At 45.3% G+C, this 15,350-nt stretch carries 12 protein-coding genes; all 12 read left to right on the top strand.

The window, feature by feature from the left end:
- On the top strand, positions 1–1,027 hold a 1,027-nt coding region (locus tag L6I86_RS34915; protein WP_236293458.1), incomplete at its 5' end, for an NAD(P)-dependent malic enzyme.
- A 24-nt stretch (positions 1,028–1,051) separates the two neighbouring features.
- On the top strand, positions 1,052–2,704 hold the full coding sequence (locus L6I86_RS34910) for a response regulator (RefSeq protein WP_236293457.1): 1,653 nt from the start codon (positions 1,052–1,054) through the stop codon (positions 2,702–2,704).
- A gap of 323 nt (positions 2,705–3,027) precedes the next feature.
- The gene (locus L6I86_RS34905) at positions 3,028–4,359 is read left to right on the top strand and encodes an MFS transporter (RefSeq protein ID WP_236293456.1); all 1,332 of its coding nucleotides are present in this window, start codon (positions 3,028–3,030) and stop codon (positions 4,357–4,359) included.
- A gap of 96 nt (positions 4,360–4,455) precedes the next feature.
- Positions 4,456–6,015: a histidine ammonia-lyase gene (gene hutH / locus L6I86_RS34900; RefSeq protein ID WP_236293454.1), complete on the top strand. Its 1,560-nt coding sequence runs from the start codon at positions 4,456–4,458 to the stop codon at positions 6,013–6,015.
- A 78-nt stretch (positions 6,016–6,093) separates the two neighbouring features.
- On the top strand, positions 6,094–7,287 hold the full coding sequence (locus L6I86_RS34895; RefSeq protein ID WP_236293452.1) for a helix-turn-helix domain-containing protein: 1,194 nt from the start codon (positions 6,094–6,096) through the stop codon (positions 7,285–7,287).
- Positions 7,288–7,490: 203 nt separating this feature from the next.
- Positions 7,491–8,459 carry an agmatinase family protein gene (locus tag L6I86_RS34890; protein ID WP_236293450.1) on the top strand — a complete coding sequence of 323 codons (969 nt, stop codon included), beginning with the start codon at positions 7,491–7,493 and terminating at the stop codon, positions 8,457–8,459.
- 29 nt (positions 8,460–8,488) lie between these two features.
- Positions 8,489–10,153: a urocanate hydratase gene (gene hutU, locus L6I86_RS34885; protein WP_236293448.1), complete on the top strand. Its 1,665-nt coding sequence runs from the start codon at positions 8,489–8,491 to the stop codon at positions 10,151–10,153.
- Positions 10,154–10,233: 80 nt separating this feature from the next.
- Positions 10,234–11,517, top strand: coding sequence for an imidazolonepropionase (gene hutI / locus L6I86_RS34880; protein ID WP_236293445.1), 1,284 nt, complete (start codon positions 10,234–10,236; stop codon positions 11,515–11,517).
- A gap of 40 nt (positions 11,518–11,557) precedes the next feature.
- Positions 11,558–12,838 carry a Glu/Leu/Phe/Val family dehydrogenase gene (locus L6I86_RS34875; RefSeq protein ID WP_276574937.1) on the top strand — a complete coding sequence of 427 codons (1,281 nt, stop codon included), beginning with the start codon at positions 11,558–11,560 and terminating at the stop codon, positions 12,836–12,838.
- A 27-nt stretch (positions 12,839–12,865) separates the two neighbouring features.
- Positions 12,866–13,513, top strand: coding sequence for a HutD/Ves family protein (locus L6I86_RS34870; protein WP_236293443.1), 648 nt, complete (start codon positions 12,866–12,868; stop codon positions 13,511–13,513).
- Positions 13,510–14,658: an N-methyl-L-tryptophan oxidase gene (gene solA / locus L6I86_RS34865; RefSeq protein ID WP_236293441.1), complete on the top strand. Its 1,149-nt coding sequence runs from the start codon at positions 13,510–13,512 to the stop codon at positions 14,656–14,658. The genes L6I86_RS34870 and solA overlap by 4 nt, the downstream gene beginning before the upstream one ends.
- A gap of 164 nt (positions 14,659–14,822) precedes the next feature.
- Complete coding sequence (locus tag L6I86_RS34860; protein ID WP_236293439.1) at positions 14,823–15,281, top strand: ROK family protein; 459 nt, start codon at positions 14,823–14,825, stop codon at positions 15,279–15,281.
- Positions 15,282–15,350: the final 69 nt, after the last annotated feature.

Here is a 15,350-nt window from a genome sequence, read left to right as displayed (position 1 = left end):
CTACTCATTGACGATCAAAAGGAATATGATCGCGGTCGTGTCGGATGGAACGGCTGTACTTGGGCTTGGCGATATCGGACCGATGGCAGCCATGCCAGTAATGGAAGGCAAGGCAATGCTGTTCAAGGAATTCGCAGGTGTTGACGCATTTCCGATTTGTCTGGACACAAAGGACCCTGACGAAATTGTCCGCATTGTCAAAGCATTGGCTCCGGCATTCGGTGGCATCAATCTGGAGGATATTTCATCACCGCGCTGCTTCGAAATTGAGGAGCGTTTGAAACAGGAACTCGATATTCCGGTGTTTCACGACGATCAGCACGGAACGGCTGTCGTTCTTCTGGCCGGATTGTTGAATGCGCTCAAAATTACCGGCAAACAAATGTCGGATATTAAGGTCGTAGTGAACGGTATTGGCGCAGCGGGCATCGCTTGCTCTAAGATGCTGCTCGCCGCTGGTGTGCATAATTTGATCGGAGTGGATCGCTTTGGCGCCATTCAGCGGGAATCTCATTACGACAACCCGCATTGGACAGCGTTTGCTCAATTGACGAATCCGAACTTGGAGGTAGGCAGCTTGTCCGACGTGATTAAGAATGCCGATGTTTTTATCGGCGTATCAGCTCCGAATATTTTAACGGTGGATCATGTGAAGTCCATGGCTAAAGACCCGATCGTCTTCGCAATGGCGAACCCGATTCCAGAGATCGATCCAGAGCAGGCCAAGCCTTACGTAAGAGTCATGGCTACAGGAAGGTCTGATAAACCCAATCAGATCAATAATGTTCTGTGCTTTCCGGGCATTTTCCGAGGAGCTTTGGATTGCAGAGCAAGTGAAATCAATGAAGCGATGAAGCTTGCGGCAGCACATGCCATTGCATCGGTTGTGTCGGATGATGAATTGAACGAAACGTATATCATACCTAGTGTATTTAACCAGAAAGTTGTTGAAAAAGTAAGAGAAGCTGTGATTGATGCGGCTTACCGAACAGGGGTTGCCCGAAAAAGGTTGAGAGATTCCAATTAGGACGGCTAAGGGAATGATGGATGCTTGTATAAAGTTATGATCGTAGACGATGAGCCCATTGTGAGAATGACCATGTACCAAATGATTGTATGGAAAGAACTAGATATGGAGATTGTAGCTGAAGCTAATGATGGCGAGGAAGCTTTCGCGATTTTGCAATCGCGGAATGATATCGATATCTTGCTGTTAGATATTCAAATGCCGAAAATGAACGGAATTGAACTGTTAGGTGCTATTCAATCTTTAGATGCAATGAAAAAGCCAATACCAATTATCCTAAGCGCATATCGTGATTTTAGTTATGTTCGTGAAGCCTTTTTACTCGGAGCCTTTGATTATATTGTAAAAGTAGATATGGACGAGGAGCACATGCTGCCTGTTCTGCAAAAAGCACGGCAAAAGCTAGAAAAGCTCGGTGCCTCGAATGATTCGCAAGTGATCCATGAAGAAAAAGTAGGTCCAGACAAAGTGATCGCCGGGCTGCTCACATTAGATATCCAATCGAATGTAATGGCGTATGCCCGAATCGTTTCTGAAGTATGCAATTGGCTGGGCGAGATCAATCAAGTGGCCGTTGCGGTGTCGCTCTCAAGCCCAGCGGAGATGACTTCGAAGAATGCGATTAAGCAGACGATTAAAGCAGAGATGGACTCGGCTGTATTCAAGCATATCGTTTATGATGAGAACCCGAACGAAATATTCATTCTGCTAACGGTTCCGCAGCTCAGAAGTGAAATCATGATTCGTCAGCTTATTCACGCTACGCTCTCCCTGATCAAAACTAGACTTGAGCAGTATATGAATGTCCGTGTGGCAATGGGGATTAGCGATATCGTTGATGGGAGAAAGCATTGGCAAAGGTTAATGAATCAGGCGCGAAGCCTAGTTTCTTTAAGCTTTTTTGAAGGTTATGACAAATTCTTCTACCCGGAGAGTGAAATCAAATTAGGTAAGGAAACTAGCGCTGATCTACGAATTAAGCTAAAAGCGAACAGTATGGAGATTGTACGTTTGCTTCAGCAGGAGAATGAAGCGCAATGGGAACTTGAATTTGACCGAAGTGTGAAGCTACTGAAAGAAAAAGCGAAATGGGATGTTCATGAAACAAGGTTGATTTTAACTGATTTCCTATGGGAGCTTGGAGCTTTACTGTATACCCAAGATGTTCGATGGGGGGGAGTGTTCGACCATTGTCATCCCTTTGAACAATTGAAAGAATTTCATACCTTTGAGGACACAATCGTATGGATCAAGCAAGTTTGTTCAGATATTTATCGGTATATTCATGAGTTAGGCCCAAAAGCAAATGCACCCTATAGTATCGTTGAAAAGGCGAAAGAGTTCATTCAACAGCATTATTGTGAAGAATTGAGTCTAAGTATGGTCAGCCAATGGGTTGGCGTCAGTGAAAATTATTTAAGCAGGCTATTTATGAAGAATGTCGGCGAAAGTTTCGTTCAATATTTAACGAATTTACGTATCGAAGAGTCTAAACGCTTGTTAAAAAAGGGATATAAAATCATTGATCTGTCTGAAAAGATCGGTTATGTGAATGCCGAGCACTTTAGCCGAGTGTTTAAGAAGGTCACGGGTGTAAGTCCGAAGGTGTATAGGGAGAGTCTTGGTTTAGGTTCAGAAATGAAAACAGATCAAATCTTAAAAGGACCGTCAGGATGATTTCTCTCTGGCGGTTTTTTTTAAATGAAATTGTGAAATGCTTAATGAATGATAGCTGCATTTATTTCTAGCAATATTGTGCTAGTGATCCGAATTATTATCTAGAGCGCAAACTATAATGAGCGATTATAATTTGTTTACAGTAGCTTTTTTCAAAGGAACATTGATTATTTGAAAACGCTTAAATCGCGTTAGAACTAAGAAAAGGAATGGATTGTATCATTTTATTAGTCAAGATTAGAAATGATCAGATCAGCCTTGTTCTAAATTGGAAAGTAAAATAGTGCTAGTGTTTGGCAATAATATTTACGGGGGATACTTCAATGTCGACACAACAATTCCTGAAACCTTACAAGCTTGACGACGCTCCACTCAATAAGTTTCATCTGAAAATTACAGCACTTACGTTTGGATCTAATTTTTCTGATGGGTATGCTCTTGGTATCATAGGAATGGCTCTGACTTTAATTGGACCTCAAATGAAACTTAGCCCCATTTGGAGTGGATTAATAGGAAGTTCCGCGTTGATCGGTCTCTTTTTCGGCAGTCTACTCCTCGGAGGATTATCCGACCGGATAGGTAGGCAGAAAATCTTCCTAGCCAACTTCGTAGTCATTGCAATTGCATCGTTCTTACAATTCTTTGTACATGATCCTACGATTCTGTTCATCCTGCGTATATTGATTGGTTTTGCTTTAGGCGGCGATTACGCGATAGGCTCGACTCTGCTTGCCGAGTTCGCGCCTAGAAAGCATCGAGGTTTTCTACTTTCTTTCTTGAATGTCATGTGGACTGTCGGTTATGTCGTATCCAACATTGTTGGTTATTATCTGCTGAAGACCGGCCCGGATTCCTGGCGGTGGATGCTAGCCAGTGCGGCTATCCCGGCAGTAATCGTTCTTCTAATGCGGATCGGAACGCCTGAATCCCCAAGATGGCTCATTAGCATGGGGCGTGTGGAGGAAGCAAGGGAAATCGTGAAGAAGCATATCGGTCCACTTGCGGAGCTTGATGAAAAGCGTTTGGAGAATGGCTCCAAAGCGTACCGTTTTCAAGACCTTTTTGGAAAAAAGCTTTGGAAACGTACAGCTTTCGGCGGACTCTTCTATGTATGCCAAGTGATTCCTTACTTCGCCATCTATACATTTCTACCGGATATTCTGGCTAAAATGGGATTTGAAGAAACTTTCTTTATAGACACAGTTCTGAATTTATTCTTGCTTGTCGGTTCTATTGTTGGCCTGTGGTTTACAGAGAAATATTCGCGCAGAAGCTTTACGATTAACACGTTTATTATTCTTACAATTTCCTTGCTTGCGCTTACCCTTTTACCTGCTGGTTCACACATCGTGGCTATTACGATCTTTTGTTTGTTTACTTTTGTCATGTCAGCCGCTTCGAATCTTACTTTAGTATATCCAGCTGAGCTTTTCCCAACCGAAATCCGGGGATCTGGTGTTGGCGTCGTGACTGCAATAAGCCGCATTGGTTCGGCAGTGGGAACATTTCTGTTGCCCGTAACAGTTAGTTCCATGGGACTAACCACTTCTATGATTGGCATGACAATAGTTCTGCTAATCGGGACAATTGTTTCCATTGCCTGGGCGCCGGAGACGAAATCACTTGCTCTGGACGATTCCATCCATTATCATTAAAAACTTTTACAAGAGATGTCTTCTGGCATCTCTTGTATGAATATTTAACCGACAATTATTGCCTAGTATGTATTGGTTCTAAAAGGAGATGTTCTCATGAAAGTTGCTTCAGCTCCCACTCATCCTAAAAACATCAATCAAGTAATTCTTGGCGATCATCAGGTGTCAATAGCCGAATTTGTCGCTGTAGCCCGATACGGGGCTAAGGTATCATTTTCGCCGAGTTATTGCGATCGCGTTAATCATTCCAGAAGTCTTATCGAGAAATTTTTAAACGAAAACCGCATCATTTATGGCGTAACGACTGGCTTCGGGAGTAATGTGACCGAAATCATTTCGACCGAAGATGCCGAAGCCCTGCAGCGCAATATCGTTAGATCCCATGCAGTTTCCGTAGGCGATCCACTCGAGAAAGAAGTTGTCAGAGCGATTCAACTGATGATGCTCATTCATTTGGGTCATGGCTATTCCGGGGTCCGATTGGAACTGTTAGCGCTCATAGCATCGCTCTTAAATCAAGGAATCACCCCTTTTGCTCCTGGAGATGGATCCGTTGGTTATCTTTCCCCGGAAGCACATATGGCGTTAGTGCTAATTGGGGAGGGCAAAGCTTGGCACAAGGAGGAACTCCTTTCAGGCAGAGAGGCGCTTGAAAAAGCAGGGTTAACTCCTACAACATTAAGTTGTAAAGAAGGGCTGGCACTGACCAACGGATCGTCATCCGTTACAGCCATGGCCATATTAGCCTTATTTAATGCTATTCAAGCGGCGAAAACAGCGGATATTGCGGGCGCAATGTCATTCGAAGCTTTAAAAGGTACGATTCATGCCTTCGATCCAAGGCTTCATGCTTTAAAACAACATGAGGAGCAGGCCCAGACGGCACAAAATTTATTGCGAATCCTTAAAGGTAGTGAAATTGCCGAAACGTATAAAAACTATCGCGTGCAGGATGCTTTAAGTTTAAGATGCATCCCTCAGGTTCATGGAGCTTCTAAAAGAAATTTGAAGGATGCCGCCTACACCATTAATAACGAACTTAACTCTGTAAGTGATAATCCTGTTATTGTTCCCGAGGAAGATGACGGAATTGCCTTAATGGGGGGCAATTTTGACGGAACTTATGTCGGTATCCAGGCAGATATCATGTGTATAGCCATGGGTAATTTGGGGAAAATAGCGGAGAGACGGATCGATCGTTTAGTAAATTTTCACCTGAGCGAAATGCCTAGTTACTTAGTGAGAAATCCGGGATTAAACAATGGATATATGATCCCGCAATATACAGCTGTTGGGCTGCTGGGGGAAATCAGGATTCTTTCTCATCCAGCCTCCGTAGAAAGTGTTCCCACTAGCGCCAATCAAGAAGATGTTGTCAGCTTCGCATATGCGGCCTCGAAGAAAGCCTATCAGATTTCGAAGAAGCTGTCGTATATTTTGGCAATTGAATTAATGACTGCTGTACAAGCTCTTGATTTTCATCGGCCGATGAAATCTTCCCCGGTTATTGAGGGGGTCTATAAACTGATACGAACACAAGTGCCGACGGTGGAGGAAGACCGCTTTTTCTATCCGGACATCGTGGCGATTTATCATCAAATTCACGGGGGCGACATCGTACAGGTTGTTGAAGACATGATAGGTGAAATTGAATAAAAAAACATGGAAGCGGTTTTCTCTGAAGTTTTGGAGCAAAACGGCTTCCTTTTTTAAGATAGGGTAGGTGATTAGACAATGAAATTGGATACGGCACAGGCTTTCTTTTCGCAACTTCTCATTTCCGGGACGTTAATTCATGAGGCGGATTTCGATGAAATGCGTGAGCGGCTTGGCATCACACAGCGGCCCCAAGTCGTTATCGTTTTGTCCATAGATCGCTATACCGATTTGGCTTTGGACAAGTCATTGCAATGGAGTATTGAGATCGGGCAGGTGCTGGTGGAAGCTATTTTTGAGAGTATCACCTTGCCATTCTTGTGGGTATGGGTGGGAGAAGGCGTGTTAGCCGTATTATTGGAACTCCAATCGATTCAGCCTGTAGAACCGACTTATAAGCAAGTTACGTATGGCATGGTCCGGAAAATTCAAAACTTCGTAGATACGAAGGGCTTTTCCGTGTCAGCCGGGATCGGCACTTATTATGAAGATCCTTACAAGCTTCATCTTTCCTACAGCGAAGCCAAGGAATCGTTGATCGGCCGTTTCTTTCAAGGAAACCGGATGATTTTTCAATATGAAGGGCAAAGAAGCATTCAGGAAGACCGCGCAAAGCCGGTGACACACGAAGAGAAGATAGAATTATTATCACGTGTGAGGATCGGCGACGAAGAAGGCTCGATTGCTTATTTGGTCGAGTTATTAGAAAGTCTTTCCCGGTCATATAAGCATAATATTGATTTATTCAAGTCGGAAGCCTATGATCTAGTTCTCTCTTTGTCAAGAATGATTGTAGACTTAGGCGGTAATGCATCTGAAATTTTATCTGAAAATGCGAGAATGCTTCAAGACTTGTACAGTACCATTCGATATGACAAATTTGTTAAAAAGCTGTGCGCATACTGGAGGAAGCTGGCCAAGCAAGTATCGGAAGATCATGCTTTAGAAGTGTCGCCCATTGTGCGATCCGCCATTGTATATATAAGAGAGCATCATCAAGACAAAATGTTATTAAAAGAAATTGCCCAGCATTGTTACTTAAGCACCTATTATTTTGCCCATGTATTCAAAAAAGAAGCGGGTGTAAGTTTTGTCGATTTTGTAAATAAAGTTCGTATTGAGAAGGCGGCTTATTTGTTAGAGAAAACGGAATTGACCATGCAAGGAATTGCCGCGCGAGTCGGATTTCAGGATGCGAACTATTTTGCTAGGAAATTTAAAATGATTATGGGGTGCAGCCCGACGGATTATCGGTCATCATCCCAGTGCTAGTGTTATGGCAATAGATTCTTTAAGCCAATCCGCTTATGGGTTGGCTTTTTAGTGTTTTTATAAGAAATTCCATTCAAGTTAAACCGCAATATCGTGCTACCTTTCCGCAAGTTCGACTAGATTCAGATGCCTCTTTTTTAAGTATGATGTAAACATAGAAGCAAACAAACTCTATTTCATCAACCTACAGGAGGGAAGCAGCCTTGAGACATATTGAACTGCTGAATCCGCCAGAATTCATAAGAAAATCTAATTGGCGGGATCGATTCGAGACCAAGGTATCCCAGTGGTTGACCCCTTGGGAAGGCGAGGAAGAAGTCCAAGTCGGCTTCATCGGCGTTCCGCTTTCTAAGACGTCAATCAGTATTTCAGGCGCTTCGATGACACCGAATGCCTTGCGGGAATTATTTGCAAATGTCACGACGTACAGTATCGACCACGGTGTCGATTTACAGGAATTGCATGCACGTGATCTTGGTGATATTCAAATGCATGTGACGGATCTGCTGCGCTGTCATGCCAATATCGAACAAGGACTGAAGAACATTTACGCAGCCATCCCTCATTTGTTCCCGATTATTGCAGGCGGTGATCATTCCATAACTTGCCCTTCAGTGAAAGCGTTTAAGCACCATGTCGGTGGAAAGGTGGGCATCGTTCAGCTTGATTCCCACATGGATGTCCGGAATCTGGAGGACGGAGGTCCTTCCAATGGAACACCAATCCGCGGGTTGATCGAATCGGGGACGGTTGAAGGCCGCCATATTGCGCAAATAGGACTTCATAGCTTCGCTAATTCAAGAGCGTATCATGAATATGCCATGTCGCAAGGAATTACTCAATATACGGCGCGTCAGGTGGCCAAAGAAGGAATCGAAGCTTTGGTGGAAAAGGCACTGGAGGTTGCTGGTGACGGGACGGATGCGATTTATGTAACCGTTGACATGGATGTACTGGATCAAGCTTATGCGCCAGGTGTGCCAGCGCTCGTTCCAGCCGGAATGACCTCATGGCAGTTGTTGGAAGCTGTATTCCTATTAGGACAGCATCCTAAGGTACAAGGCTTTGATATTGTGTGTGTAGACCCCATGCAAGATCCTCGCAGAGCGACGGTCAGGACCTCCTTACATGTCATCTTGACTTTCTTGACGGGATATTTGAAACGAAATTAATCGAACACAACATAGAGGAGTGACTATTCATGGAACAAACAATCAAACGTACTATCCGAGCAGCACACGGAACGAAGTTAACGGCAAAAGGCTGGGAGCAGGAAGCTGTCTTGCGTATGTTGATGAACAATCTGGACCCCGACGTAGCAGAACGTCCGGAAGATCTCGTCGTTTACGGCGGAATCGGCAAAGCAGCACGGAACTGGGAGTCATATGACAAGATCGTAGAATGTTTAACGAACCTGGAAGCAGATGAAACACTGCTAGTACAATCCGGGAAACCGGTTGGCGTATTCAGAACACATTCGTATGCGCCGCGGGTTCTCATCGCCAACTCGAACATTGTTCCGGCCTATGCCAACTGGGATACGTTTCATGAACTCGATAAACAGGGACTTATGATGTACGGCCAAATGACGGCAGGCAGCTGGATTTATATCGGTACGCAAGGCATTTTGCAAGGTACGTATGAGACTTTCGCTGAGGCTGCTAGACAGCATTCGGGAGGCACTTTAAGAGGTACCCTGACATTAACGGCTGGACTTGGCGGTATGGGCGGTGCTCAACCACTCGCTGTAACGATGAACGATGGTGTCGTCATCGGTGTAGACGTAGATCCGACCCGTATTCAACGCAGAATCGACACGCGTTATTGCGACGTCATGGTTTACGATCTGGATGAAGCGTTAAAGCTTGCGAACGAAGCGAAAGCTGAGGGGAAAGCACTTGCGATTGGGCTAGTAGGAAACGCTGCAGAGGTATTCGCGGAATTTGTGAAACGAGGAATTGTGCCTGATTTCGTAACCGATCAAACTTCGGCTCACGATCCGCTTAACGGCTATGTGCCGGTCGGTTATTCATTGGAAGCTGCGGCTGAATTGCGTAAAAACGATCCAAGGCAGTATGTGAAACTATCCAAAAAGTCGATGGCTGACCATGTTCAGGCGATGCTTGATCTTCAAAAACTTGGTTCAACCGTATTTGATTATGGTAACAACATCCGCCAAGTGGCTCTTGATGAAGGGGTTAAGGATGCTTTTAACTTCCCTGGATTTGTTCCGGCATACATTCGTCCGCTCTTCTGCGAAGGGAAAGGACCGTTCCGTTGGGCGGCATTGTCCGGTAATCCGGAGGATATCTATAAAACCGATGAGCTTGCTTTGAAACTGTTCCCAGAAAATGCGCATCTGCGTAAATGGATCGAATTGGCCAGAGAAAAAGTCGCATTCCAAGGTTTACCAGCTCGCATTTGCTGGTTGGGTTATGGGGAACGTGCCAAGATGGGACTTGCGATTAACGAAATGGTACGTAATGGAGAATTATCCGCGCCGATCGTTATCGGACGTGATCACCTGGATTGCGGTTCCGTTGCTTCGCCTAACCGTGAAACCGAGTCCATGAAGGATGGCAGCGATGTAGTTGGTGACTGGGCCATTTTGAATGCGCTTGTGAATACAGCATCCGGTGCGAGCTGGGTTTCCGTTCATCATGGCGGCGGCGTAGGCATGGGTTACTCCCTGCACGCAGGTATGGTTGTCGTTGCGGACGGTTCCAAAGAAGCGGACGAAAGATTAGTGCGCGTCTTGAACACGGACCCTGGAATGGGCGTCATCCGTCACGCTGATGCGGGTTATGACATTGCCATTCAAACAGCGAAGGAACGCGGCGTTCGCGTACCGATGATGGGCATTTAATCGTTACTGAATATATAAAAGAATGAAGATAACTCACAGCAAGCCCGATCGGGCTTGCTGTATTTCGAGGGGGAGAAACGATGGAGAACAATCGGATTGACCTGCTGATCCATAACATTGGTACGCTGATCACGATGCAAGGAACTCAGGAACCGCGCCGAGGCGATGAAATGTCTGAGGTTGCAGCAGTTCGAAGAGGATCTGTGGCAATCACAGACGGTATCATTATTGCAGTAGGAACGGAAGAAGAAGTTTTGGCACAAATCGCTGAACTGCCAGTAACTCATAAGCATGATGCTGAAGGTAAGCTTGTCACCCCTGGACTTATTGATCCTCATACGCATTTGGTTCACGGCGGCTCTCGCGAGAATGAACTAGCCTTAAAGCTGAAAGGCGCTTCTTATTTAGAAATTTTAGCTCAAGGCGGCGGGATTCTCAGTACGGTCCGTTCGACCCGTCAGGCTTCGGAAGAAGAGTTGTACGTGAAGGCTAAAAAAAGCCTGGATACAATGCTTTCTTATGGGGTTACCACAGCAGAAGCCAAGAGCGGATATGGTCTAACGCTGGAGGATGAGCTCAAGCAGCTTCGGGTCACTCGCAAACTCGATCAGGAACATCCGGTTGATCTGGTATCTACGTTCATGGGTGCTCATATGGTGCCTGAAGAATATAAGGGCCGGTCACAGGAATTCGTTCAGCTACTCATTGAAGAAATGCTCCCCGAAGTGAAACGTCAGGGACTTGCTGAATTTTGCGATGTGTTTTGTGAGCACGGCGTATTCTCCGTAGAAGAATCGGAGCAAATCCTGTTGGCCGCAAAAGCGATGGGCTTCGGTCTGAAAATCCATGCGGACGAAATCGAACCAATTGGCGGCGCACAGCTTGCTGGTAAAATGGGCTGCATTTCTGCCGAACATTTGATTGCCGCATCCGATGAAGGACTAGAAGCGATGCAGCGTGCGGGCGTTATTGCCGTCTGTCTGCCAGCAACTTCCTTTAATTTAAGGCTGAAGCATCACGCTCGTGCACGTAAGATGATTGAAATTGGACTCCCCGTTGCCTTGTCCACGGATTATAATCCGGGAAGTTCGCCAACGGAATCTATACAGCTCGTCATGACGCTGGGCTGTCTGAACTTAGGGTTGACGCCGGAGGAAGTCCTGACGGCTGTGACGATCAATGCGGCTCACGCGATCGGAAAAGCGGATACTATAGGCAGTTTGGAAGCGGGCAAACAGGCTGATTTGGTTATTTTCAATGCGGAAAACTTGGCATATCTGCCTTATCACTTTGGGATCAACCATGTCCATTCCGTGTTCAAGCAAGGAAAAATGGTGGTCTCGGATGGCAATCTAATTCATTAAAAGCTTAAAGTCTCTATACAAAGAATTAAGGGGGATCATCATGGAAGCTCCGACAGAAGTAAAAGAGAAGCCTATGCAAGCGGAAAGCTTGAATGTTTTGAACAGAACGCAGCTTGTTATCCAAGCTGCTCTAGATAAAATGGGATGCGCGGAATCCTTATACGAATTGCTAAAAGAGCCACTTCGATTGCTAACCGTTCGCATTCCTTTGAAAATGGACGACGGTTCGGTAAAGGTATTCACAGGGTACCGTGCGCAGCATAATGATGCGGTTGGACCTACCAAGGGGGGGATTCGCTTCCATCCCGGGGTCACCGAAGACGAAGTAAAGGCTCTTTCTATGTGGATGACCATTAAATGCGGTATTGCCGATCTTCCTTATGGCGGAGGTAAAGGCGGGATCCAATGCGATCCGCGCACGCTATCCTTCGGTGAGCTGGAACGGTTAAGCCGTGGTTACGTACGGGCAATCAGCCAGCTTGTCGGACCGACCAAAGATATTCCAGCGCCGGACGTGTTCACGAATTCACAAATCATGGCGTGGATGATGGATGAATACAGCCGGATTCGGGAATTCGATTCGCCAGGTTTTATTACTGGCAAGCCGCTCGTCTTAGGCGGATCGATTGGAAGAGAATCCTCTACGGCCATGGGTGTGGTGCTGTTGCTTAGAGAAGCGGCTCATGTCGCAGGGATTCCGATTGAGGGCGCTCGCGTCATTATCCAAGGCTTTGGCAATGCAGGCAGCTTTCTTGCTCAGTTCCTTCACGCGGCTGGAGCCAAAGTGGTAGGTATTTCGGATGCGCAAGGGGCGCTCTATGATCCTGAAGGCTTGGACGTACAGTATTTATTAGATCGACGGGATTCTTTCGGAACGGTAACGAATTTATTCCCGAATGCCATCTCGAATCAAGAGCTGTTAATCCAAGACTGTGATATTCTTGTGCCGGCTGCGATTGAAAACCAAATCACAGAGGACAATGCGCCCGACATTAAGGCAAAGATTTTGGTGGAAGCGGCTAACGGACCGACGACCTTGAAGGCTACTGAAATTTTGACGGATAAAGGTGTGTTGATCGTTCCAGATGTGCTTGCCAGCTCGGGCGGTGTGATCGTCTCTTACTTTGAATGGGTTCAAAACAATCAGGGCTATTATTGGAATGAAGAAGAAGTGAATGAAAAGCTGCAACAAATATTGAAGAAGTCGTTTTATAACGTCTATCAGTTATCCTTGCAAAAACAAATAGACATGAGATTGGCCGCCTATATCGTTGGTTTAAAGCGAATGGTCGAAGCGATAAAATGGCGCGGCTGGATCTAGTCTATGCTCATTCAAGGAGATGCTGACATGTCTTATTCGATCAAAGTCATTAAAAAGCATATGCAAAATACGTCCGCTTGGTCAGGTGGAACGACAACGCAGCTAGCTATATATCCTGAACACACGGACTATAATAAACGAGATTTTATATGGAGAATCAGCACGGCCAGCATTCAAGATGAGCAGTCTCAGTTTACCTGCCTTCCTGAGTTTTGGAGAAAGCTTATGATTATAGAAGGAGAAGTGATTCTAGAATATGAAGGATCACATCGGGTGGGGTTAAAGCCCTACGAGCAGGAGAGCTTCAGCGGAGGATGGGTCACCCGGAGTATGGGGAAGGTAATAGACTTCAATCTCATTACAGCGGCGGGATGCCGGGGAGAATTAGAAGCTTTATTTATCAAAGAAGGAACTTCTCATGAGATCGCAAGTCGCAAGGATGATGAATTTTCACAAGTGACAGAAGCTTTTTATTGTACCGAGGGCCGAGTAAAATTTCGTATAAACGAAGATCAGTCTCTCTGGTTAGAGAAAGGCGACTTCTGCTTAATATCATGGAGAGCTTCATTGGATAACGTAAATATTAGATTAAGCCATTTTCACAATGAATCTGCAGCTTATGTCATTCGAGCCAGTATTGTATTGAACCTTTCTTCGAAGGAAGTTGTGGAATGATGAACTATGACGTAATTATTGTTGGTGCCGGTTCGATGGGGATGGCTGCAGCTTATTACTTGTCTCTTGAAGGGAAAAGCGTTTTGCTGCTGGATTCATTTAACCCTCCGCACGATCGCGGGGCACATCATGGCGATACTCGGATCATCAGGCATGCCTATGGAGAAGGGACGAGCTATGTCCCGTTAGCCCTCAGAGCCCAGAAGCTCTGGATCGATCTAGAGCGAGAGTCGGGAAGAAAACTGTTCTACCAAACCGGAGTACTAAATGTAGGCACTCATGATTCAACCTTTATAGAACAAGTTGTTTCTAGCTCCAAGGCCTATTCACTCCCGCTACAAACCATGGATTCCAGTAATATTCATACTGTATGGCCTGGGATTTCGCTCCCAGAGGGCTACGTGGGCTGCTTCGAATCGGAGTCAGGTGTGCTTAAGAGCGAAGAATGTATTCGTGCATATCGAGAGCAGTTGGAACTTCATCAAGTTACTATTTTAACAAATACATCCGTACAAGACTTGTCTATCGACTCAGATGGGGTAACGGTTCAAACAGCCGAAGAAAGATACGAAGGACGCGCTCTAATCGTTACAGCCGGGGCTTGGTCTTCTAAGCTGCTTTCTCTGATGAATATTCATACACCACTTGTAACGAAAAGAAAAACGTTTGCCTGGTTTGAAGCGGATGACTATTTATTCGGGGAGGAACGATTTCCGGCATTTACGTTTGAAACCTCCTTTGGACATTATTACGGTTTTCCCAGCATGGGAGGAGCTGGTCTTAAGGTGGGACGTCATGATGGGGGACTTCGGATCAATCCGGATGAAGCCATTCCCGAGTTTGGGGCACTTCAGGAGGATGAAGAAGACATAAGAATGTTTTTAAGCCAGTTTATGCCTCTTGCAAATACGAAACTACACAAGGGAAAAACCTGCACGTACACCCTCACTCCCGATGAAAATTTCATTATAGATGCGCATCCAGAGTATCCGAATATCGCATTTGCTGCTGGATTTTCCGGACATGGGTTTAAATTTAGTAGTGTAGTCGGCGAAATCTTATGCCAGCTTATTACGACAGGTAGATGCGAGCATGACATTTCGTTATTTTCAATGAACCGCTTCAAGACCAGTGAAACGTCTTAGTTTGGATGAAATGATCTATGTGCCGGAAATAACGAAAAAATAATGAAATAAAATGATATACGTACAGAATTGGTTACGGGATGGTTGTACGAATAGATGCGAATGAAAGCGCTTTAAATATATTCAATGTTAGTGTATTAGCTTAAGAAAGTAGGCAGGATGATATGCACATAGTGATTGACTTTGGGGGGGAAGACATCGACATCGGTTTGGTCCAAAATGGGACCGTTATCTCAAAAACTAGATTACCGGCCCTATCGCAAGGAGGGCTGTTAAGGCGTCTTTCGGGTGTAGTTGGATCCATTAATAAATTACTTTCCGAAAGACGATATGTCATTTCCGAATGTACGGGGATCGGGATAGCGACGTCGGGCGTGGTGGATCCAACAAGCCGGACCCTACTATCGATCAACGATACATATTCGGACGCCGTAGGGTTTCCTTTAGCACGGTGGTTTGAAGTGGTATTCGAACTGCCTTGTATCCTTGAAAATAACGCCGAGGCTGCGCAGATCGGTGAAGCTGCCTATGGCGTGGCGAGAGGCGAAACGAATGGCGTCTTGTTAGGCGTTTCACGATTGCTTGAAATAAAGCAAGCACCAAAAGACGTTTTACAAAATTAAGGAGAGTGTAAAAACAAATGTCAATTTCAAACATTTCCAGCACTTATATGATATTTCGGCTTCAAATCG

This window comes from Paenibacillus allorhizoplanae (assembly GCF_927798215.1).
Classification (GTDB): domain Bacteria; phylum Bacillota; class Bacilli; order Paenibacillales; family NBRC-103111; genus Paenibacillus_E; species Paenibacillus_E allorhizoplanae.
The sequence above is the reverse complement of the archived record's forward strand: the minus strand, read 5'-3'. Positions and strand labels throughout refer to the sequence as shown.

Excerpts from the sequence above, each read along its gene's own strand:
- hutH (WP_236293454.1), top strand. The coding sequence starts at position 4,456 with ATGAAAGTTGCTTCAGCTCCCACTCATCCTAAAAACATCAATCAAGTA.
- hutI (WP_236293445.1), top strand. The coding sequence starts at position 10,234 with ATGGAGAACAATCGGATTGACCTGCTGATCCATAACATTGGTACGCTG.
- L6I86_RS34860 (WP_236293439.1), top strand. The coding sequence starts at position 14,823 with ATGCACATAGTGATTGACTTTGGGGGGGAAGACATCGACATCGGTTTG.
- L6I86_RS34870 (WP_236293443.1), top strand. The coding sequence starts at position 12,866 with ATGTCTTATTCGATCAAAGTCATTAAAAAGCATATGCAAAATACGTCC.
- L6I86_RS34895 (WP_236293452.1), top strand. The coding sequence starts at position 6,094 with ATGAAATTGGATACGGCACAGGCTTTCTTTTCGCAACTTCTCATTTCC.
- L6I86_RS34905 (WP_236293456.1), top strand. The coding sequence starts at position 3,028 with ATGTCGACACAACAATTCCTGAAACCTTACAAGCTTGACGACGCTCCA.
- hutU (WP_236293448.1), top strand. The coding sequence starts at position 8,489 with ATGGAACAAACAATCAAACGTACTATCCGAGCAGCACACGGAACGAAG.
- L6I86_RS34875 (WP_276574937.1), top strand. The coding sequence starts at position 11,558 with ATGGAAGCTCCGACAGAAGTAAAAGAGAAGCCTATGCAAGCGGAAAGC.
- solA (WP_236293441.1), top strand. The coding sequence starts at position 13,510 with ATGATGAACTATGACGTAATTATTGTTGGTGCCGGTTCGATGGGGATG.